The following is a 21,037-nucleotide window of genomic DNA, read 5'->3' on the forward strand; positions in this document are numbered from 1 at the left end:
CCCGGATATAAAAATGCCGGCGCAAGCGCGCCGGCATCTCGGTCAACATAAAAAGCGCGTGTTCAGCGGCTGGCGAAGGTGTTGCAGGTGTTCGGGTCGCCGCTGTCAAAGCCCTGTTTAAACCAGGTGTAACGCTGTTCGGAGGTGCCGTGGGTGAAGCTGTCCGGCACCACCCGCCCCTGGCTCTGCTGCTGCAGACGGTCATCGCCGATCGCCTGCGCCGCATTCAGTGCCGCCTGCAGGTCGCCCTCTTCCAGCATCTGCTGTTTCTCGGCGTACTTGCCCCACACGCCGGCGAAGCAGTCGGCCTGCAGCTCCATTTTCACCGACAGGCGGTTAACCTCTTTCTGGCTGGCGCCCTGCTGCATCTGACGCACCTTAGGCTCAATACCCAGCAGATTCTGCACGTGGTGGCCCACTTCGTGCGCGACCACATACGCCTGGGCGAAGTCACCGCCGGCGCCCAGCTTATCTTTCATATCCTGGTAGAATGACAGGTCGATATATACCGTTCTGTCGCCCGGGCAGTAAAACGGCCCCATCGCCGACTGGCCGGTGCCACAGCGGGTAGCGGTGACGCCGCGGTACATCACCAGCTTCGGCGGCTGGTAGGTTTTGTTCATCCGCTGGAACACTTCTTTCCAGTTATCTTCGGTAGAGGCCAGCACCACCGAGGTGAACTTCGCCAGCTCATCATCTTTCGGGCTGATGCTGGCGCTCTGCTGCTGGGTTTGCGGCGTCACATCGCCGCCGGTCAGCAGCGGCGACAGATCAATGCCGTAGTACCCGGCGACCAGCACCACCACCAGCAGCACAATGCCGCCCTTGCCGCGGATCGGCGGGCGGAAACCGCCGCCGCCGCCCAGACCTGAAGACTGCCCGCGACGATCCTCAACATTGTCACTTTCCCGACGCCCTTGCCAACGCATAAGTAAACTCCAGATGAATTTTTTAATAATCGTAGGTAATCAGACGGCTGGCCGCAATAGCGAACGCGGCATCGCCTGTCCTGTCAGTGACTACAGTATAAAGGTTTGCGGCGGAGGGAAATGCAGAATTTTTCCGGAAATGGGGCTGAAATGACGGGACGCGCGTGCCGCGTCCCGTTAGCGCAGGTAATTAATCCAGCGTTACGCCGATGCGGCGCGCAACTTCTTCATAGGCTTCGATCAGGCCACCCAGGCTCTGGCGGAAGCGGTCCTTGTCCATTTTATCGAGGGTATTTTTGTCCCACAGGCGGCTGCCGTCCGGCGAGAACTCGTCGCCCAGCACCACTTCGCCGTTGAACAGGCCGAACTCCAGCTTGAAGTCCACCAGGATCAGGCCGGCGTCGTCAAACAGCTTGCTCAGCACCTCGTTGGCGCGGTAGCTCAGCTCGCGCATACGCGCCAGATGTTCCTTGCCGACCCAGCCGAAGGTTTCGCAGTAGGATTCGTTGACCATCGGGTCGTGCATCGCATCATTTTTCAGGAACAGGTCGAACAGCGGCGGGTTCAGCTCCAGGCCCTCTTCAATGCCCAGGCGCTTCACCAGTGAACCGGCGGCGCGGTTGCGGATAACGCATTCGACCGGCACCATATCCAGCTTTTTCACCAACACTTCGTTATCGGACAGCAGACGTTCCATCTGCGTCGGGATACCGGCTTCTTCCAGCTTGCTCATGATAAAGTGGTTGAACTTGTTGTTCACCATCCCTTTGCGATCGAATTGCTCAATGCGCTGACCATCCAGTGCTGACGTATCGTTACGGAATTCCAGCACCAGCAGATCCGGATTTTCAGTGGTGTAGACCGTTTTTGCCTTGCCGCGATACAACTCAGCTAGCTTTTGCATCTTACTTACTCCAATAAAGAATAGTTCTAAAAAAATGCTTCAACGCACGGGCTTCTATTGTGCCAAAACTCCGACGCAAACGATACCGTCTGTGCAAAACAAAAAGGGGCCACGGCCCCTTTTTGATTATTTTGCGCTGGTTTGACTAAACGCAGACTGGAATACCGCAACCAGCGCGTCGTTCTGCGACTGGGTCAGCGGTTTCCCTTTGTTGGCAATAAACTGCAGGCTGGTGCGGTTGTTCAGATCCCCGACCTGCAGCTTGTAATCGCCTTCGGTCAGCTCCGGATCCTTCACGCCCAGCGCATCCCAGTCGCTGCTGCTCAGGGATTTGTAGGTCACGGCCACGGTGCCCTGTGGACGGCTGCGGTCGCCCACGCTCATGCCGACTTTTTCCAGCGCCGGCGGCAGGCGGTCCCACACCACGGTGTACGGCGCACGCACGATCAGCACCGGCAAGCCGGTATCGTCAGCGCCGCTTTGCACGTCAAGCGCGCCGGCACGGTTGGCGGTCTGGGCGTTGGTCAGGCTGTCCTGTTTATCCAGCCCTTCCACCAGAGTGTTCATCATCATGCCGTTGTAGCGCTGCACTTCAGACGGGTCGGTTACCTGTTCGGTTTTACCCTGCTGCTGCAGGCCGACGGTTTTCACCACCAGCGCCTGCTGGTAACCCTGCTGCTGGACGCTAATCTGATAGCGGCCTTCGTACTGGTTGTCTTCATCCAGGCGGTTCCACTTCACCCAGTCGGTGGTCAGCGTCTGACCGGCGTCCTGACGAGAAGCGATGCTGATGTTCTTCGCCTGCAGCTGGCTGACGACGCGCGACCACAGGTTCTGGTTCTGCGGGCTGCTTTCCAGCAGCAGCGTACCGCTGTCGCCGGCGTACTGCGCGCGTGAACCGCTCAGCAGGGCCAGCGGCTGCACCGGCGGACGAATGTCCAGCTGCTTGCCGACCTGGCCTTTGGCGGCGGTCTGCGGCACATCGTAGTTGCCATTTTGCACCGGCAGGATCATGCCGGCCGGCGCGCTCAGCGCTTTGAGCGGCGCCGCGTCGAGATAGGCCTCGTCGCCGCTAACCTGACGTTTGTAACGCTGATCGCTGGAACAGGCCGCCAGCATCATCACCAGGGAGATACCGACAACTTTTGCCACCGTCGACTTTTGCAATGAATAAGCCATCAAATTTCCTTTAAGAGTTTCATCCTGTGCACCCTCGCCGCGGCGTCGTTACCGCGGCATCACGCGCTCAGGGTTCAAGCAAACCGGCGCTTTTCAGCGCACGCTCAACAATCGGGCGGGCGGCGTCGGCCAGCGGCGTCATCGGCAGACGCATGGTGTCGTTGGCAATCAGGCCAAGCGCCTTGCAGGCCCACTTCACCGGAATCGGGTTCGCTTCGACAAACAGGTCCTGATGCAGCGGCATCAGGCGCTGGTTCAAACGGCGCGCGGCGGCGAAATCGCCCTGCGCGGCCAGCCGGCAAAGCTGCGCCATCTCACGCGCGGCGATGTTGGCCGTCACGGAGATTACCCCTTTGCCGCCCAGTTGCATAAAGTCCAGCCCGCTGGCGTCGTCGCCGCTCAGCAGAATGAAATCTTCATCATCAACCAGCAGTTGGATCTGGCTAACGCGGCTTAAGTTCCCCGTCGCCTCTTTAATTGCGACAATATTTTTAATTTTGGCCAGCCGCGCCACGGTCGCCGGCAGCATATCGCAGCCGGTGCGAGACGGTACGTTATACAGAATTTGCGGCAGATCGGTGCTTGCGGCAATCGCCTTGAAGTGCTGGAACAGCCCTTCCTGCGTTGGTTTGTTGTAATACGGCGTCACCGTCAGGCAGCCCGCGACGCCGGTGCCGTTGAAGCGCTGGGTCAGGGCGATCGCCTCGGCGGTGGCGTTGGCGCCGGTGCCGGCGATCACCGGAATGCGGCCGTCGGCCAGCTCCAGCGTCTGCAGGACCACGTCCACATGCTCATCATGGGCAAGCGTTGCCGACTCGCCAGTCGTCCCGACGGAAACAATCGCCGACGTCCCGGCGGCAACATGGTAATCAATCAGTTTTTTTAGGCTCGCACGATCGACGGCACCCGCGTCGTCCATCGGCGTAACCAGTGCAACTATACTTCCCGTAAACATTGGCCGTCCCCTCCACAAACAAGTCACCCATGGTACTTTTGCTGCCTAACCAAAAGCAAGCAAACAACGGCGTTGTAAGCGCTTGGCAGGCGGTTTTTTTTGTGTTTACCATGGTATACCCAAAATACGCGGTGCTGTCTTCGCCGGCGGAGGCCATCCCCCGCGTATTCCATTGAGCACAACAGGAAGCCCCATGTCGCCACAGCCCGCTGAACACTATCTGGTGATTACCGCTCTCGGCGCCGACCGCACCGGTATCGTCAACACTATCACCCGCCACGTCAGTAGCTGCGGGTGCAATATCGAAGATAGCCGTCTGGCCATGTTGGGCGAGGAATTCACCTTTATTATGCTGCTGTCCGGCAGTTGGAACGCCATTACGCTGATCGAGTCGACCCTGCCGCAGAAAGGGGCCGAACTTGAGCTGCTGATTGTGATGAAACGCACCAATGCGCACGAACGCCCGCCGATGCCGGCCACGGTCTGGGTGCAGGTGGAGGTGCAGGATTCGCCGCATATCATCGAACGCTTTACCGATCTGTTCGACTCCAGCCAGATGAATATCGCCGAGCTGGTGTCGCGCACCCAGCCGGCCGAGGGCGATCGGCCGCCACAGCTGTATATTCAGATTACCGCGCACAGTCCCGGCAAAGCGGATGCGTTAAATATTGAGCAAGCCTTCCATCGCCTATGTACAGAATTGAATGCACAAGGCAGTATTAACGTCGTGAACTATCCACAGCATGATGAGAGAGATGGAGAGTAGTGATGAGCCCATTGAAAGCCGGTGATACAGCGCCGAAATTTAGTTTGCCTGACCAGGACGGTGAGGAAATTAGTTTGGCCGACTTCCAGGGACAGAAGGTGTTGGTTTATTTCTATCCGAAGGCCATGACGCCCGGTTGCACCGTGCAGGCCTGCGGTCTGCGCGACAATATGGATCAGCTGAAGCAGTCCGGCGTTGAAGTGCTGGGCATCAGCACCGACAAGCCGGAAAAGCTGTCCCGCTTTGCCGAAAAAGAGCTGCTGAACTTTACCCTGCTGTCTGATGAAAACCATCAGGTTGCCGAGCAGTTCGGCGTGTGGGGCGAAAAAACCTTTATGGGGAAAACCTATGACGGTATCCACCGCATCAGCTTCCTGATCGGTGCGGACGGCAAGGTGGAGAAGGTGTTTGACAGCTTCAAGACCACCAACCACCACGATATCGTGCTGGAGTATCTGCAGGCGCACTGAAGAGCGCTGCGCTGATAACGCCAAAGGCCCCGTTTCCGGGGCCTTTGCTTTTGCAGGCTTATTCGCCGTCGCGCTCGACCAGCATCTCATCCGGCCAGGCGTGGATCACCGCTTTCACCAGAGTCGCCAGCGGGATGGCGAAGAATACCCCCCAGAACCCCCACAGCCCGCCGAAAATAATCACCGCCAAAATAATCAGCAGCGGGTGTAGGTTGACCGCCTCCGAGAACAGAATCGGCACCAGCAGGTTGCCGTCCAACCCCTGCACCACCAGATAGGCGATAATCAGCGTCCAGAAATCCGCGCCGACGCCCCACTGGAACATCGCCACCACCACCACTGGAATGGTGACCAGCACCGCGCCAATATAGGGGATCAGCACCGAGAAACCGACCAGCACCGCCAGCAGCAGCGAATAACGCATGCCCAGCACCAGGAACACCAGATAGGTCGCCACGCCGACGATCACCATCTCCAGCACCTTGCCGCGGATATAGTTGGTGATCTGCTGGTTCATCTCCGCCCACACCTGACCGGCCAGCCCGCGGTCGCGCGGCAGGATGCGCCGCACGCCGTTCAGCAGCTGCTCTTTATCCTTGAGTAGAAAGAACATCATCATCGGCACCAGAATCAGATAAATCGCCAGCGTCAGCAGCCCCACCAGCGATGCCAGCGAGAACTTGACCACCGACTCGCCGACGCCGGACAGCCGGCTGCGCAGGTTCTCCGCCATCATATCGATGATGCCGGCGTCCACCAGCGCCGGGTAGCGCTTCGGCAGCGTCGCCGCAAAGTTGTAGAACTGATTCACCATGCCCGGCAGATCGGTCATCAGGTTCATGCCCTGCTGCCAGGCGGTCGGCGCCACCACGAACACCAGCAGCATGGCAATACCGGCAAACACCAGCAGCATCAGGCTCGCCGCCCAGCTGCGGGAACAGCCGATGCGCTGCAGACGCGCGGTCGGCCACTCCAGCAGATAGGCCAGCACAATCGCCACCAGCAGCGGCGTCAGAATACCATGCAGAAAATAGAGGATGCAGAATCCGGCCACCAGGATCGCCAGCAGGGCTATCGCCTGCGGGTCGGTGAAACGGCGCCGGTACCATTGTAATAACATATCCAGCATCAGAGATTGCTCCTTGATTCCATAACAGAGGATCGTTGGCTGCCGTTCCGTAGCAACGCAGCGGGAAAACAGAATGCTTGTTGTAACACAATCTTAGCCCGGATTTCCTCGGGCAAAGGTTTCATTGCGGCCGGCGGCTGTCTATGATGAGATGGGTCAGCGCCGCGCGCTCTGCCGCTATTTTTGTGAGCTGACTCACCTGCGCGCTGATTGTACTGGAGAGTTCGGCACGGAAGAAGAACTCTGTGCGCAAGAGGCCGAACTCTTGCGCCCGATAAACGTCCTAGTTACTACGATATGACGAGGGATACCCCTGACTATGACCACCCGGTTGACCAAACAAGCGATCGCCGTTCTGCTGCTCGGCACGCTCAACGCGAGCGCCCTGCCCCCCGCCATGGCGGCCAGTCAGGATCAGCTGCCGGATATGGGCACCACCGCCGGCGGCACCCTGAGCATCGGTCAGGAAATGGCGATGGGCGATTTTTATGTCCGTCAGCTGCGCGCCAGCGCGCCGCTGGTCAATGACCCGCTGTTAAGCACCTACATCAACCAACTGGGCAACCGGCTGGTGGCTAACGCCTACTCCGTGCGTACGCCGTTCCATTTCTTCCTGGTGCGCAACGACGAAATCAACGCCTTCGCCTTCTTCGGCGGCAACGTGGTGCTGCACACGGCGCTGTTCCGTGAAACCGACAATGAGAGCCAGCTTGCATCGGTGCTGGCGCACGAAATCTCGCACGTCACGCAACGCCACCTGGCGCGCGCGATGGAAGACCAGCAGCGCAACGCCCCACTGACCTGGGTCGGCGCGCTCGGCTCCATTCTGCTGGCGATGGCCAACCCGACCATGGGCATGGCGGCGCTGAGCGGCACCATGGCCGGCACCCAACAGGGAATGATCAGCTTTACCCAATCCAACGAGCAGGAGGCCGACCGTATCGGCATTCAGGTGCTGCAGCGCGCCGGTTTCGATCCGGAAGCGATGCCGGACTTCCTGCAGAAACTGGCCGATCAGTCGCGCTATGCCTCCAAACCGCCGGAAATGCTGCTGACGCACCCGCTGCCGGACAGCCGCCTTTCCGACGCCCGCAACCGCGCCAACCAAATGGCGCGCCGCATTACCCAGTCCACTCAGGACTACTATATGGCGAAAGTGCGCGCGCTCGGCATGTACAGCTCTGCGGGCTATGGCCTGACGGAAGACGTGCTCGGCGCCTACGAAAAAGGCAACGTGCGCCAGCAAACCGCCGCCAAATACGGGCGCGCCATCCTGTTCTACGAGGCGAAAAAGTACGACGCCGCGCGCCGGCTGATCCAGCCGCTGCTGGATAAAGATCGCGATAACGTCTGGTTCCTGGATCTGATGACCGATATCGATCTGGGACAAAAACGCGCCGCCCAGGCGATTTCCCGCCTGCAGGCCGCCAACGCGGCGCAGAGCAACAATCCGGTACTGCAGTTGAATCTGGCCAATGCCTATGTCGAAGGCGGCCAGCCGGCGCAGGCGTCGAAAATACTCAACCGCTATACCTTCGCCCACCCCGACGATCCCAACGGCTGGGACCTGCTGGCGCAGGCCAGTGCGGCGCAGGGGCTGCGCGACGAAGAGCTGTCCGCCCGCGCCGAAAGCCTGGCGCTGGGGGGGCGGCTCGATCAGGCCATCGGCCTGCTGAGCAACGCCAGCGCCCTGCAAAAACTCGGCAGCCTGAAACAGGCGCGCTATGATGCGCGTATCGATCAACTCCGTCAGCTGCAGCAACGGTTCCGTCAATACCAGCGCAGCTGATTTTTAAGGAAGAAACAGATGAAAAACGTCACCATTTACCACAACCCGCGTTGCTCCAAAAGCCGTGAAACGCTGGCCCTGCTGGAACAGCACGGCGTCCAGCCCGAGGTGGTGCTGTACCTGGACACCCCGCCCTCGGCTGAACAGCTGGCCACGCTGCTGCAACAGCTGGGCTTCAGCTCCGCCCGCGAACTGATGCGCAAAAAAGAAGAACTCTACAAAACACTGAATCTGGCGGACGACGGCCTGAGCGAACAGCAGCTGCTGCAGGCGATGGTGGCAAACCCGAAACTGATCGAGCGCCCGATCGTGGTAAAAGGCCAGCAAGCGCGCATCGGCCGCCCGCCGGAGCAGGTGCTGGATATTCTGTAAGGAATGCGGGGCCGGCGCGCGGCCCCGTTATAAACCGAGGATCTCTTTGACGAACGGAATGGTCAGCTTGCGCTGGGCGGTGATCGACGCGCGATCGAGCTGATCCAGCGTCATAAACAGCGTACGCATCTCGCGATCCAGCCGCTTAAGCAGGAAACGGCCCACGTCCTCCGGCAGCTCGAAACCGCGCAGTTTGGCGCGCAGCTGCAGCGCCTGCAGCTTCTCATCGTCCGACAGCGGCTGCAGCTTATAGATCTGCCCCCAGTCCAGACGCGACGCCAGATCCGGCAGCTGCAGGTTCAGCTGGCGCGGCGGACGGTCGCCGGTGATAAACAGCCGGGTGCGGCCGGTTTCCAGAATGCGGTTATAGAGGTTGAAGATGGCCATTTCCCACTCTTCATCGCCGGCGATGCATTCGATGTTGTCGATACAGACCAGCGCCAGCTGCTCCATGCCGTCCAGCACTTCCGGCACGAAATAGGCGCGCTTGTCGAGCGGCACATAGCCTGCCGCCTCTCCGCGCTGCGACATCTCGGCGCAGGCCGCATGCAGCAGATGGCTGCGTCCGCCGCCCTCGCGCGACCAGAAATAGATATAGCTACCGTGTTCCTGACTAACGGCAGACTGGATCGCAGCTAACAGGGACGGATTCTCCCCCGGATAAAAACTGGCGAACGTTTCATCATCGGGAAGATAAAGTGGCAGTGAAAGCTGTGCCGGCGTATTCAGAAGCACCTCAACCAAAACTGGCAGGAAAACGGCATCAGTTTAACATAGAAAACGCGTACAGTTGAACTGACGTTGATAACAACGCCATCGGCGCCTGCCCACGCCGTTTTTTTAACCGCTATCTCGTGCTCGTTAGCCGCTTACGCCACCGGCCGGCCGCTGCAAAATAACGTCCGCGGCGTGCGGCGCCTCCAATTACCCGCAACGATAAATTCACATCCCATAAATTGAAAACCAAACTTCGCACCTATAGTATTTAACAGGAAATATTATATTGATGGTCATCGTTTTATATTGGCCAAAATGCGACCTCCCCCCATTTTTTTAACGGATGATTATTTATAATCAGCGTGGGAAAAATAACAACAGAGGATAAATTAATGTTTGGCATTAGAAAAACAATGGGAATCACCGCAGTATTATTCACCGGGCTATCCTGCCTGATGGCAAATGCCACGGAATTAACCGCCTGGCCGCAAGAACAGGCACAGGAATTGAATACGCTGATTGCCGAGCGAGCGAATAAAGGCGACTTCGCCGTATTTGATATGGACAACACCACCTATAAAAACGATCTGGAAGAGTCGCTTATCCCGTACCTGGAAAATAAGGGCCTGCTGAATCGGGAAAATATCCCGGCCTCCTTGGTATTGATCCCGTTCAATGACAGCCTGGGCGAAAAGGAAAGCTTGTACAGCTACTATCACCGCCTGTGTGAAGTCGATGATTTAATCTGCTACCCTTGGGCGGCGCAGATATTCGCCGGTTTTACGCTGCAAGAGCTTAGCCAGCAGGTTGATGAACTGATGGCTTTGAAAGAAAAAATACCGGTTAAATATATCAAGGACAATACGCTGCATAACGGCAGCGTTGAACCGCCGCGCGTGATGAAAGGCATGCAGCAACTGTTTGCCAGGCTGCAGGAAAACGGTATTGAGGTGTATATTATGAGCGCGGCGCACGAAGAGCTGGTGCGCATGGTCGCCAGTAATCCCAAATATGGTTATAACGTCAAACCGCAAAACGTCATCGGCGTCAACACGCTGCTGCGCAATACGCAAACCGGCGAACTCACCACCGCGCGCAAACAGATCAAAGCGGGCGACTACGCACCGGAAAACAACCAGCAGCTGACCATTACCCCGTATATCGTCAACCCGATGACCTGGTTTGAAGGCAAAGCCGGCAGCATTCTGGGCTATATCGACCAGTGGAGAAAACCGATTCTGGTCGGCGGCGATACGCTGTATTCCGATACCTATATGCTGCTGAACAGCACCGATCCGCAGCACGGTAAAAAGTTATGGATTGGCCGTAAAGCAGAAACCCAGCAAAAACTGCAGCTGTTGCAACAGCAGGCAGTCAAGCAGCAGCAGGCGCTGGGCCAACCGGCGACCGCCGATAAAAACTGGATTGTCGTCAGCCAGCAGGAACTGCAATAAACACAGGCCATCAAGGCAAAAGGGCGACGCGTCGCCCTTTTGTCACTTCAACGCCGGATGGCGCACTATTTCTGCTCGAGCCCCTCTTCGGCGTCGATCACCTCTTCTTCCTTACGGAACAGGCTGATCAGCTTAAACAGCAGGCTCAGACCGATGCCGACGATGGTCGCCAGCGCCATACCCTTCAGCTCCGCCGCGCCGATATGCACCTTAGCGCCGCTGACGCCGATAATCAGGATCACCGCCGTCAGGATCAGGTTCTGCGCCTTGTTGTAATCCACCTTCGAGTCAATCAGCACGCGGATGCCCGATGCGCCGATCACGCCGTACAGCAGCAGCGAGACGCCGCCCATCACCGGCACCGGCACCGCCTGAATCGCCGCCGCCAGCTTACCAACGCAGGAGAGCAGGATCGCCAGAATTGCCGCGCCGCCGATCACCCAGGTGCTGTAAACCTTGGTAATCGCCATCACGCCGATGTTCTCGCCGTAGGTGGTGTTCGGCGTCGAGCCAAAGAAGCCGGAAATCACCGTGGAGATGCCGTTGGCGAACATCGAACGGTGCAGGCCCGGCTCGCGGATCAGATCCTTTTTAACAATATTGGCGGTAACCACCAAATGCCCCACGTGTTCGGCAATCACTACCAGCGCCGCCGGCAGAATGGTGAAGATGGCGAACCACTCAAAGCGCGGCGTATAGAAGGTGGGCAGCGCGAACCAGTGCGCTTCGCGAATCGGCGTCAGATCGACCACGCCCATAAAGAACGACAGTGCATAACCGGCCAGCACGCCGATCAGAATCGGGATAATCGCCAGAAAACCGCGGAACAGCACCGAGCCGAGGATGGTAACGCCCAGCGTTACCAGCGCAATGGTGATGGTGGTGCCGTCCACCGCCGCGCCGTCGGCCGGCAGCAGACCCGCCATATTGGCCGCCACGCCCGCCAGCTCCAGGCCGATCACCGCTACGATCGCCCCCATCGCCGCCGGCGGGAACATCACGTCCAGCCAGCCGGTGCCAGCTTTCTTGACGATCAGCGCCACCAGACAAAACAGCAGGCCGCAGACGATAAAGCCGCCGAGCGCCAGTTCATAGCCCAACGGCAACAGCAGCAGCACCGGCGAAATAAAGGCAAAGCTGGAGCCCAGATAGGCCGGGATCTTACCTTTACAGATAAACAGGTATAGCAGCGTGCCGACGCCGTTAAACAGCAGCACCGTCGCCGGGTTGATGTTAAACAAAATGGGCACCAGCACGGTAGCGCCAAACATGGCGAACAGATGCTGGAGGCTGAGCGGGATGGTCTGCAGCAGCGGCGGCCGCTCGCTGACGCCAATGGCGCGACGGGTCATGGGGGTTCCTCTTGGTCGTTATACATGATGCAAGCCCAGCGTTCTATGCGCAATGGCCCGCACGGCAACGGCGTCGCGTGCAGGACTGGGCGCATAAAAAAGCCGACTCGCTAAGTCGGCTAATCTGTTACTTGGTACCAAATATCTTGTCACCGGCGTCGCCCAGACCCGGTACGATGTAACCGTGCTCATTCAGGCACTGATCGATGGACGCGGTATACAGCTCAACGTCAGGGTGCGCTTTTTCCAGCGCCTTGATCCCTTCCGGCGCCGCCACCAGGACCAGCACCTTGATGCTGCTGCAGCCGGCTTTCTTCAGCAGGTCGATCGTGGCGATCATCGAACCGCCGGTCGCCAGCATCGGGTCAACCACCAGCGCCATGCGCTCTTCAATATTGGACACCAGCTTCTGGAAATACGGCACCGGCTCCAGAGTTTCTTCGTCGCGATAAACGCCGACCACGCTGATGCGCGCGCTAGGCACGTGCTCCAGCACCCCTTCCATCATGCCGAGGCCGGCGCGCAGAATTGGCACGACGGTAATCTTTTTCCCTTTAATCTGTTCAACTTCAACCGGCCCGCACCAGCCTTCAATCGTCACCGTCTCGGTAGCCAGATCGGCGGTCGCTTCATAGGTCAACAGACTACCCACTTCTGAAGCAAGCTCACGAAAGCGTTTGGTGCTGATTTCGTGATCGCGCATCAGGCCAAGCTTGTGTTTTACCAGCGGGTGTTTCACCTCAACGATCTTCATCATTTTTCTCCTATTAAGGTGGTTGACGGCCAAAAAAATCGCGGGATTATACCGCCTTTTCCCCCCTGCGCCACCCACAATAGCCCGATCGGGATCAACAAAAGTATGATTATCAGTATAGGGATGAAAATGTAGATCGGCCTCACAAGCCGCTCGCAAACGTTTGCCTGCACTGTTAGAATTGCCGCGCCGGGTTCCGGAAGTAAAGGCCGGAAACCCCGTTTTTCAATCCGCAAACCGTCGTGGGGATCGCGCAGTGACCGACAAAACCTCTCTCAGCTATAAAGACGCAGGTGTCGATATCGATGCTGGCAATGCATTGGTAGACCGTATCAAAGGTGTAGTAAAACAGACCCGTCGCCCGGAAGTCATGGGAGGATTGGGCGGTTTCGGCGCGCTGTGCGCGTTACCGCAGAAATACCGCGAACCGGTGCTGGTTTCCGGCACTGACGGCGTGGGCACCAAACTGCGTCTGGCCATGGATCTGCAGCGTCACGACACCATCGGCATCGACCTGGTGGCCATGTGCGTCAACGACCTGGTGGTGCAAGGCGCAGAGCCGCTGTTCTTCCTGGACTACTACGCCACCGGCAAGCTGGACGTCGACACCGCCGCCAGCGTTATCACCGGCATCGCCGAGGGCTGTAAACAGTCCGGCTGCGCGCTGGTGGGCGGCGAAACCGCTGAAATGCCAGGCATGTACCACGGCGACGACTACGACGTGGCCGGCTTCTGCGTCGGCGTGGTCGAGAAGTCTGAAATCCTCGACGGCAGCAAAGTTCAGGCCGGCGACGCGCTGATCGCGCTGGGCGCTTCCGGCCCGCATTCCAACGGCTACTCGCTGGTGCGTAAAATCCTGGAAGTCAGCAACACCGACCCGACCACCACCCAGTTGGACGGCAAACCGCTGGCCGATCACCTGCTGGCGCCGACCAAAATCTACGTTAAGTCGGTGCTGGAACTGATCGCCAACCGCGACGTGCACGCCATCGCCCACCTGACCGGCGGCGGCTTCTGGGAAAATATCCCACGCGTACTGCCGGCAGGCATCCAGGCGGTGATTGATGAATCCAGCTGGCAGTGGCCGGCGGTGTTCAACTGGCTGCAGCAGGCGGGCAACGTCAGCCGCCACGAAATGTACCGCACCTTTAACTGCGGCGTCGGCATGCTGATCGCCCTGCCGGAAAGCGAAGTGGAAGCCGCTATCGCCCTGCTGAACGCGGCAGGTGAAAAAGCCTGGAAAATCGGTAAACTCACTGCATCTTCTGACGAACAGCAAGTGGTCATTCAGTGATGAAAAAGATTGTGGTGTTGATCTCCGGCCAGGGGAGTAATCTCCAGGCGCTGATCGACGCCTGCCAGCAGGGGCGGATCGCCGCCGAGATCGTCGCGGTATTCAGCAACAAGGCGCAGGCCTATGGCCTGCAACGCGCCGAGGCGGCGGGCATCGCCGCCCACGCGCTGGATGCCAAAACCTTTGCCGACCGTCAGGCGTTTGACGACACGCTGGCGGACGCCATCGACCAGTACCAACCGGATCTGGTGGTGCTGGCCGGCTATATGCGCATTCTCAGCGCGCCGTTCGTCCAGCGTTATGCCGGCCGGATGCTGAATATCCACCCCTCTCTGCTGCCGAAATATCCGGGTCTGCACACCCACCGTCAGGCGATTGACAACGGCGATGACGAACATGGCACCTCGGTGCACTTCGTTACCGAGCAGCTCGACGGCGGACCGGTCATTCTGCAGGCCAAGGTGCCCATCTTCCCCGGCGACGAGGAAGACGAGGTGGTAGAGCGGGTGCTGGCGCAGGAGCACACCATCTATCCGCTGGCGGTCAGCTGGTTCATCGACGGCCGTCTGGCGATGCGCGACAACGCCGCCTGGCTGGACGGCGAGCGCCTGCCCGAGCAGGGACACGCCGCCGACTGAGCGCGCGTTTCCTCAACCAATCCTCAACGGCGCCCTGCGGCGCCGTTTTTTTTCCCTCTCCCTCCCGGCACGGCGTTATACTTTCCCGTATGTCAGTCACATAGGAGAATACACATGTCTGGTTCCGCCAGCGTCCGCTTGCGCCCACTGGAGCGGGATGATTTAACCTTCGTCCATCAGATGGACAATAACGCCAGCGTAATGCGCTACTGGTTCGAAGAGCCGTATGAGGCCTTTGTCGAACTGTCCGACCTGTACGATAAACATATTCACGACCAAAGCGAGCGGCGCTTTATCATCGAGCACGAAGGGGCGAAGGTCGGCCTGGTCGAACTGGTGGAAATCGATCATATTCACCGTCGGGCGGAGTTCCAGATTATTATCGACCCGACGCATCAGGGCAAAGGCTATGCCAGCACCGCCGCCAAGTTGGCAATGGACTACGGCTTCTCCGTCCTGAACCTGTATAAGCTGTATCTGATCGTCGACAAGGAAAACCCCAAGGCGATCCACATCTACAGCAAACTAGGCTTCGAGGTCGAGGGGGAACTGATTGACGAGTTCTTTGTCAACGGCGAGTACCGCACCGTGTTGCGCATGTGCATTTTCCAACCGCAATATCTGGCAAAGTTCAAAACCGCGCCCAAAGCAGAAAATTTAGTTAAATAAAATCTCACTATTGCCGATACTCGATATTTAATACAATGGATATCGGCAATAAATCGCCAACGACAATAACAGCCCGTAATATCCGTGAATCATCCGCCGATGTCGGGTATGATTCATTATTGACCGCTATCAATGATAATGACAACATCGTGTTTGCCGTACGCTGTTGCCGCCTATTAATAAACATGACTTAAGCATGGATTATCTTAATCAGGAAAGATGCGAAAATACAATATACTTTGGTATGTCTGGATTCTATGGGCACTGTTAATCATTATCTGGTTATCTCGGGATATTCTCTTAAATAACAAGATGAATCCGATATTGGTGACGGCAGCCGTCTTTTGTTCATTACTTATTATTCAAGCGATATATAGCATATACAGGAAGTGCCCCATGCAGATATTTAATAAATCCAAGAAAAACCCCACAGAAAAGCGCGGTAGAAAACCGGACGACACCAGGTCTTCGCACTCTGAAATGAAAGAGCCGCTCAAGGCCGTCGCCGTTCCGCCTCCATTATCGGAACTGATGGAAAGCGCCAAACCGGCCAAGGCTATCAAGGACACCTTTATCTCACAGGGCACCCAGTTGACCGGCACCATCGAAGGCCAGGGCAATATTATTGTCGAAGGGGTGCTCGAAGGTAGCCTGACCTGCTCCCACCAGGTGCGCATCGAACCAACCGGCCAGGTAAAAGGCGAAATTCACGCCCAGCATATTATGATCAACGGCTCCGTTGAGGGCAGCTGCCATGCCGACAGCCTGACCATCCAGCCGAAGGGCCATATGCGCGGCGACATTTTTACCGACGAATTTTCCATTGAGAAAGGTGGCGTGTTTGTCGGGCAGTCACAGCTGATGCCGCAAACGACCGCCGGCGCCGGCAAAGTGACGGCGCTGAAAACGGCACACCACGCCCCGCAGCTACCGGAACCGCAGCAGGCCAAGTAGCCTCAGCCGTAGCGGCCCGTGATGTAATCCTCCGTCCGCCGCTGGCGGGGCGAGGTAAAAATAGCGTCGGTATCGTTATATTCCACCAGGCGTCCCTGGTGGATAAACGCCGTATAGTCCGAAACGCGCGCCGCCTGCTGCATATTGTGCGTCACCAGCACCACCGTGTAGCGCTGCTTCAGCGTCGAAATCAGCTCTTCGATGGTCAGGGTGGAGATCGGATCCAGCGCCGAAGTCGGCTCATCGAGCAGCAGCACTTCCGGCTCGATGGCGATGGCGCGGGCAATCACCAGCCGCTGCTGCTGGCCGCTGGACAGCCGCAGGGCGTTTTCCCGCAGCCGGTCTTTCACTTCATGCCACAGCGCCGCCGCGCGCAGCGAACGCTCCACCGCCTCGTCCAGCACCCGCCGTTCGCGGATCCCCTGCAGGCGCAGGCCGTACACCACGTTTTCATAGATCGATTTCGGGAACGGATTGGGACGCTGGAACACCATCCCCACCCGCCGCCGCAGCGCCGCCACGTCAATCTCCGCGCCGGAAATTCGTTCGCCGTTCAGCTGCAGTTCGCCGTCTATGCGGCAGTTGTCCGCCAGATCGTTCATGCGATTAAAGCAGCGCAGCAGCGTGGATTTACCGCAGCCGGAGGGGCCGATCAGCGCCGTGACCCGGTGCTTCGGAATACGCAGCGAAATATCATGCAGCACCTGTTTGTCGCCGTAAAACAGCTGCAGTCCGTCAGCCGCCAGCGCCGTATCCCGGTCGCCAAGCTGCTGCACATCCAGCCTGGGCAAACTGCCCGGCGTTTTTAATCCCATGAAGCGGTCCCCATACTCGTTCTCACTGTTACTGCTCCCATACCCGGTAACGCTCCCTGAGCGAATGGCGGATGCCCATCGCCGTCAGATTCAGCCCGACGACGATCGCCACCAACAGGAAGGCGGTAGCGAACACCAGCGGCCTGGCCGCCTCGACGCTGGGGCTTTGGAATGCCATATCGTAAATCTGGAAGCTCAGGTGCATAAACTTACGTTCCAGGTGCAAATACGGAAAAATATCGTCCACCGGCAGCACCGGCGCCGACTTCACCACGCCGACCAGCATCAGCGGCGCGGTTTCACCCGCCGCACGCGCAATTGCCAGAATCAGGCCGGTCATCATGGCCGGCGCCGCCATCGGCAGCACAATGCGCCATAGGGTTTCGGCCCGGCAGGCCCCCAGCGCCAGCGAGCCTTGGCGCAGCGTGGCCGGTATGCGCGACAGGCCCTCTTCGGTCGAGACAATCACCACCGGCAGCGTCAGCAACGCCAGCGTCAGCGCGGCCCACAGCACGCCGGGGGTGCCGAAGGTCGGGTTAGGCAGAGATTCGGCATAAAACAGCCGGTCGATGCTGCCGCCGATCAGATAGACAAAAAAGCCCAGGCCAAATACGCCGTAGACGATCGACGGCACCCCGGCCAGGTTAACCACCGCAATGCGGATCAGCCGCGTCAGCAGGTTCTTGCCGGCATACTCATGCAGATAGACGGCGGCGATCACCCCGAACGGCATCACCACCACCGACATCAGCACCACCATCAGCACGGTGCCGAAAATCGCCGGGAACACGCCGCCCTCGGTATTGGCCTCACGCGGGCTGTCGCTCAGAAACTTCTTCACCTGCTCGCCCCAGTGCACTACCTTCTGGCCCAGGGACATCGCATTGGGGAACCAGGCATCGCGTATCTGGCTCAGGGGGATGGTATGCACCTGACCGCGCATATCCCGCAGCAGCAGCGCATCGCGCTGACGATCGCGGTTCAGCCCGTCCAGCTGCTCCGCCATCTGACGGTACTGGCGCTGCAACTCCAGCCGCTCGGCCTTCATCTGCGCCTGGGCGCGGGCATCAAAACGCTGGTCGCGCCGGAGCTTTTTCTCACGCAAATTCAGCGCCGCAAACTGCTCATTAATCCGCGCCATCTGGTGAATCTGAATATCATGCGCCTGCCGCGACAGCGCCGCAATTTGCGGCAGCCGCTGCTGCAGCGCCTGATTCAGATCGCGCCCGGTCAGCGGCTGGCCGTCCTCCAGCAGGCCGGCCAGAAAACCGTAGGCGGTGCCGTTGCTGTTGCGCTCCAATACCAGCAGGTCGCGCGGCGCGCTCTGGCGACGAACATCGCTGGCCAGCAGCGTACGAAAATCCTGCCCTTCACTTTCGCGGTTGCCGACCTTAATCAGGTAACGGGTGAGTTGCGCCGCGTCGCCCGGCGGCGTCACGCCCGCCTCCAGCAGCTGCTGACGTGAAATCGTCTGCTGCTGATACAGCTCGCCAATCAGCGTGACCGGGCCGGCCGCCGCCTGATTCAGCTCAAACTGATAGACCGGGCTGGGCCAAAAGTAGCGCATCCCCTGCCCCGCCAGCAGCAACAAGATGCCGAGCAGCGCCAGCAGGCTGACGCTGACCGAGCCGGCGGTCAGCCATACCCACGGGGAACCCGATTTTAACCAGGCTCTCATGGCGCCTCCTGATTCTGGCTATAGCGCTCGCGCAGGCGCTGACGGATCGCCTCGGCCAGCGTATTGACGATAAAGGTAAACACGAACAATACCAGCGCGGTCAGGAACAGCACCCGATAGTGGCTGCTGGCAAATACCGCCTCCGGCATTTCAATGGCGATATTCGCCGCCAGCGCGCGCAGCCCCTGGAACAGGCTGCCGTCGACGATCGGCGTATTGCCGGTGGCCATCAGCACGATCATGGTTTCCCCCACCGCCCTGCCGAAACCTATCATCAGCGCCGAGAAAATACCGGCGCTGGCGGCCGGCAGCGTCACCCGCGCCACCGTCTGCCACGGCGTGGCGCCCAGCGCCAGCGAGCCTTGGGTGAGCGAGGTCGGCACGCTGAACAGCGCATCCTCCGCCAGCGAGAAAATCACCGGCACCAGCGCAAAACCCATTGCCACGCCGACCACCAGCGTATTGCGCTGGTCGAAGTCGTCCCCCAGCCAGAAGTGCATCGGCTGGCCAAACAGCAGCGTCTCCAGCCAAGGGCCGACGGCCATCGCCAGCCAGACGGTCAGGGCCAGCGCCGGCAATAGCAGCAGTAAATCGCCGCCCGGACGCTGCCGACCCGGCCGCCAGCGCTGCTGCGCTATGCCGCACAGCAACACCGCGCCGGCCAGCAACAGCGGCAACGCCAGTATCGCCAGTAAATGACGTTCGATAACCGGTGCCAGCCAGATGCCCGCCACCAGCCCGATGACCACCGTCGGCAGCGCGCCCATCACCTCAATCGCCGGTTTCACCAGCCGCCGCAGCGCCGGCGACATAAAGCAGGCCGTATAGACCGCGCCGCCCAGCGCCAACGGTATGGCAAACAGCATGGCGTAACCGGCGGCCTTCAGCGTGCCGAAAATCACCGGCATCAGACTGAACTTGGCCTGATAGCTGTCCTCCCCGGAGGTGGACTGCCACACCAGCGCCGGCTGCGGGTAGTTCTCGTACCAAACCTTCCGCCACAGCGAGCGCCAGGTCACGTCAGGGTAATCATTATTCAGCCGGTATTGCTGCCAGCCCTGCGCGGTCTCCAGCAGCAGGCCATCGCCGCGCGGCGCAAACGCCGCCTGTTGTACGCCGGCAGCCAGCCGGGCGTCCAGCAGAGGCCGGGACTGGATGCTGGAATAGAGCGCAAACGCACCGTCCGGCTGCAGCGCGGCGAATACCCGGCGGAACGGCTCGGCGATCACCGCGGCGTCCGCAGCCGGCTGCGGCGTGAACTGCTGCGCCGAGGTCAGGCGCCAGCGCTGGTTTTTCTCCACGTCGAACCACTCCTGCAGCGTGCCGTCGGCGGCATGCACAATCAGCGCGCTGCCGCCCGGCAGCGCCGTCAGGCGGTAAGGCGCCTGCTCACCGAGCATTTGCGTTTCCTGCAGCCGCAGCTGCGTCCCGTCGATTTGATAGCGCGCCAGCCGGCTGCCGCTCAGCAGATAGAGCTGGCGGCCATCCGGCGCCAGCACCAGTTGCTGCACGTCGTCGCTCAGCGCGATGGCGCTGACCGCGGCCGGCTGCCGCGCCGCCACCCGAGCCAACAGCAGCTGTCGCCGCTCGGTCACCGCCGCCACCAGATACGCTCCGGCCTCGCGCGCCGGCGTCAGCGCCAGCTGCTTCAGTGCGCCGGCATGCGGCAGCAGGGCCTGCGGCTGCGCGCCCAGCGGCAAGCTCCAGTGCGGTTTTTCCTGCGGCGCAGCGGCGAAATCCGCCTGCGCGATAATAAAACGCCCGTCGGCCTGCGCCAGCGCAAACAGATCGCGCGCGCCGACCGCCCGGGCCAGCAGCGTCGGCGCCGGCAGCAGCCGCTGGCTGGTCAACAGCGTACCGGCCGCCTGCCCCTGTCGTGCCGTCAACCGGTAAAACTGCCCTTCGCCCTGCCGGTCAATGCGGTAACCCACCCGCTGCTGAACGTCCATGCCGATCGCCAAGGCCGGCGACGCATGGTTCAGTGTCAACGGCGGCGAGGCGTCGACGGAGGCCGGCTTAAACAGCGGCAGTACGGCGAACAGCAAGTAGACGAAAATTAACATCAGCATCATCAGCACCAGCAGGCCGCTGACGGTCACCATGGCCCGCACGCCACGGTCAATGCGCGCGCGCCGCCGATCGCGGGGAAGTTGATTTGCCGTTGTCTGTACCATCTGTCTCTGTCTTTGTTGCAGGCCGGGCTTACGCCAAAAGATAAC

At 59.6% G+C, this 21,037-nt stretch carries 20 protein-coding genes; 9 read left to right on the forward strand and 11 right to left on the reverse strand.

Annotated features, from left to right (window positions below; genetic code table 11):
- Window positions 1-62 precede the first annotated feature (62 nt).
- The 4 genes from D781_RS15790 to dapA form a co-directional block, all read right to left on the reverse strand.
- Window positions 63-929 (reverse strand): neutral zinc metallopeptidase, encoded by an 867-nt coding sequence (locus tag D781_RS15790; RefSeq protein WP_015673333.1) that lies wholly within the window; start codon window positions 927-929, stop codon window positions 63-65.
- Window positions 930-1,119: 190 nt separating this feature from the next.
- On the reverse strand, window positions 1,120-1,833 hold the full coding sequence (purC, locus tag D781_RS15795; protein ID WP_015673334.1) for a phosphoribosylaminoimidazolesuccinocarboxamide synthase: 714 nt from the start codon (window positions 1,831-1,833) through the stop codon (window positions 1,120-1,122).
- Between the two features lie 126 nt (window positions 1,834-1,959).
- On the reverse strand, window positions 1,960-3,012 hold the full coding sequence (bamC, locus tag D781_RS15800) for an outer membrane protein assembly factor BamC (protein WP_015673335.1): 1,053 nt from the start codon (window positions 3,010-3,012) through the stop codon (window positions 1,960-1,962).
- Window positions 3,013-3,079: 67 nt separating this feature from the next.
- Window positions 3,080-3,967: a 4-hydroxy-tetrahydrodipicolinate synthase gene (gene dapA / locus D781_RS15805; RefSeq protein WP_015673336.1), complete on the reverse strand. Its 888-nt coding sequence runs from the start codon at window positions 3,965-3,967 to the stop codon at window positions 3,080-3,082.
- Window positions 3,968-4,160: 193 nt separating this feature from the next.
- Between dapA and D781_RS15810 the strand changes: the two genes are divergently transcribed.
- Window positions 4,161-4,733 (forward strand): glycine cleavage system transcriptional repressor, encoded by a 573-nt coding sequence (locus tag D781_RS15810; protein ID WP_015673337.1) that lies wholly within the window; start codon window positions 4,161-4,163, stop codon window positions 4,731-4,733.
- Window positions 4,734-4,735: 2 nt separating this feature from the next.
- The gene (gene bcp / locus D781_RS15815; protein ID WP_015673338.1) at window positions 4,736-5,203 is read left to right on the forward strand and encodes a thioredoxin-dependent thiol peroxidase; all 468 of its coding nucleotides are present in this window, start codon (window positions 4,736-4,738) and stop codon (window positions 5,201-5,203) included.
- A gap of 58 nt (window positions 5,204-5,261) precedes the next feature.
- On the opposite strand, the gene D781_RS15820 is transcribed toward bcp, so the two are convergent.
- Window positions 5,262-6,332: an AI-2E family transporter gene (locus D781_RS15820; RefSeq protein WP_015673339.1), complete on the reverse strand. Its 1,071-nt coding sequence runs from the start codon at window positions 6,330-6,332 to the stop codon at window positions 5,262-5,264.
- A 319-nt stretch (window positions 6,333-6,651) separates the two neighbouring features.
- Here D781_RS15820 and D781_RS15825 point away from each other — a divergent pair, with 319 nt between their 5' ends.
- Together D781_RS15825 and arsC are read left to right on the forward strand one after the other, a co-directional pair.
- On the forward strand, window positions 6,652-8,121 hold the full coding sequence (locus tag D781_RS15825) for a M48 family metallopeptidase (protein WP_015673340.1): 1,470 nt from the start codon (window positions 6,652-6,654) through the stop codon (window positions 8,119-8,121).
- A gap of 18 nt (window positions 8,122-8,139) precedes the next feature.
- Window positions 8,140-8,493: an arsenate reductase (glutaredoxin) gene (arsC, locus tag D781_RS15830; protein WP_015673341.1), complete on the forward strand. Its 354-nt coding sequence runs from the start codon at window positions 8,140-8,142 to the stop codon at window positions 8,491-8,493.
- Between the two features lie 27 nt (window positions 8,494-8,520).
- On the opposite strand, the gene hda is transcribed toward arsC, so the two are convergent.
- The gene (gene hda, locus D781_RS15835; protein ID WP_015673342.1) at window positions 8,521-9,228 is read right to left on the reverse strand and encodes a DnaA inactivator Hda; all 708 of its coding nucleotides are present in this window, start codon (window positions 9,226-9,228) and stop codon (window positions 8,521-8,523) included.
- Between the two features lie 437 nt (window positions 9,229-9,665).
- On the opposite strand from hda, the gene D781_RS15840 reads away from it, so the two are divergent.
- Window positions 9,666-10,664, forward strand: a complete 999-nt coding sequence (locus D781_RS15840) for a haloacid dehalogenase-like hydrolase (RefSeq protein ID WP_233494098.1) — start codon at window positions 9,666-9,668, stop codon at window positions 10,662-10,664.
- 65 nt (window positions 10,665-10,729) lie between these two features.
- Here D781_RS15840 and uraA read toward each other — a convergent pair whose 3' ends face one another.
- Both uraA and upp read right to left on the reverse strand, forming a co-directional pair.
- Window positions 10,730-12,016, reverse strand: coding sequence for a uracil permease (gene uraA, locus D781_RS15845; protein ID WP_015673344.1), 1,287 nt, complete (start codon window positions 12,014-12,016; stop codon window positions 10,730-10,732).
- 127 nt (window positions 12,017-12,143) lie between these two features.
- The gene (gene upp, locus D781_RS15850) at window positions 12,144-12,770 is read right to left on the reverse strand and encodes a uracil phosphoribosyltransferase (RefSeq protein WP_015673345.1); all 627 of its coding nucleotides are present in this window, start codon (window positions 12,768-12,770) and stop codon (window positions 12,144-12,146) included.
- A gap of 256 nt (window positions 12,771-13,026) precedes the next feature.
- On the opposite strand from upp, the gene purM reads away from it, so the two are divergent.
- The 4 genes from purM to D781_RS23900 all read left to right on the forward strand — a co-directional run bounded on the left by purM (window position 13,027) and on the right by D781_RS23900 (window position 16,325).
- Complete coding sequence (purM, locus tag D781_RS15855) at window positions 13,027-14,064, forward strand: phosphoribosylformylglycinamidine cyclo-ligase (protein WP_015673346.1); 1,038 nt, start codon at window positions 13,027-13,029, stop codon at window positions 14,062-14,064.
- Complete coding sequence (purN, locus tag D781_RS15860; RefSeq protein WP_015673347.1) at window positions 14,064-14,702, forward strand: phosphoribosylglycinamide formyltransferase; 639 nt, start codon at window positions 14,064-14,066, stop codon at window positions 14,700-14,702. The genes purM and purN overlap by 1 nt, the downstream gene beginning before the upstream one ends.
- A gap of 114 nt (window positions 14,703-14,816) precedes the next feature.
- Entirely contained in the window at window positions 14,817-15,371 is a 555-nt protein-coding gene (speG, locus tag D781_RS15865) for a spermidine N1-acetyltransferase (RefSeq protein ID WP_015673348.1), read from the forward strand.
- Between the two features lie 531 nt (window positions 15,372-15,902).
- Window positions 15,903-16,325: a polymer-forming cytoskeletal protein gene (locus tag D781_RS23900; protein WP_158497486.1), complete on the forward strand. Its 423-nt coding sequence runs from the start codon at window positions 15,903-15,905 to the stop codon at window positions 16,323-16,325.
- 2 nt (window positions 16,326-16,327) lie between these two features.
- On the opposite strand, the gene pstB is transcribed toward D781_RS23900, so the two are convergent.
- Genes pstB through D781_RS15885 form a run of 3 tightly spaced genes read right to left on the reverse strand, consistent with a single transcriptional unit; the run spans window position 16,328 to window position 20,992 of the window.
- Window positions 16,328-17,140, reverse strand: coding sequence for a phosphate ABC transporter ATP-binding protein PstB (gene pstB / locus D781_RS15875; RefSeq protein WP_015673350.1), 813 nt, complete (start codon window positions 17,138-17,140; stop codon window positions 16,328-16,330).
- 28 nt (window positions 17,141-17,168) lie between these two features.
- Window positions 17,169-18,818 (reverse strand): phosphate ABC transporter permease PstA, encoded by a 1,650-nt coding sequence (gene pstA, locus D781_RS15880; protein WP_015673351.1) that lies wholly within the window; start codon window positions 18,816-18,818, stop codon window positions 17,169-17,171.
- The gene (locus tag D781_RS15885; protein WP_015673352.1) at window positions 18,815-20,992 is read right to left on the reverse strand and encodes an ABC transporter permease subunit; all 2,178 of its coding nucleotides are present in this window, start codon (window positions 20,990-20,992) and stop codon (window positions 18,815-18,817) included. Before D781_RS15885 ends, pstA begins: the two co-directional genes overlap by 4 nt.
- Window positions 20,993-21,037: the final 45 nt, after the last annotated feature.

The sequence above is a fragment of the Serratia sp. FGI94 genome (genome assembly GCF_000330865.1).
GTDB lineage: Bacteria > Pseudomonadota > Gammaproteobacteria > Enterobacterales > Enterobacteriaceae > Serratia_B > Serratia_B rubidaea.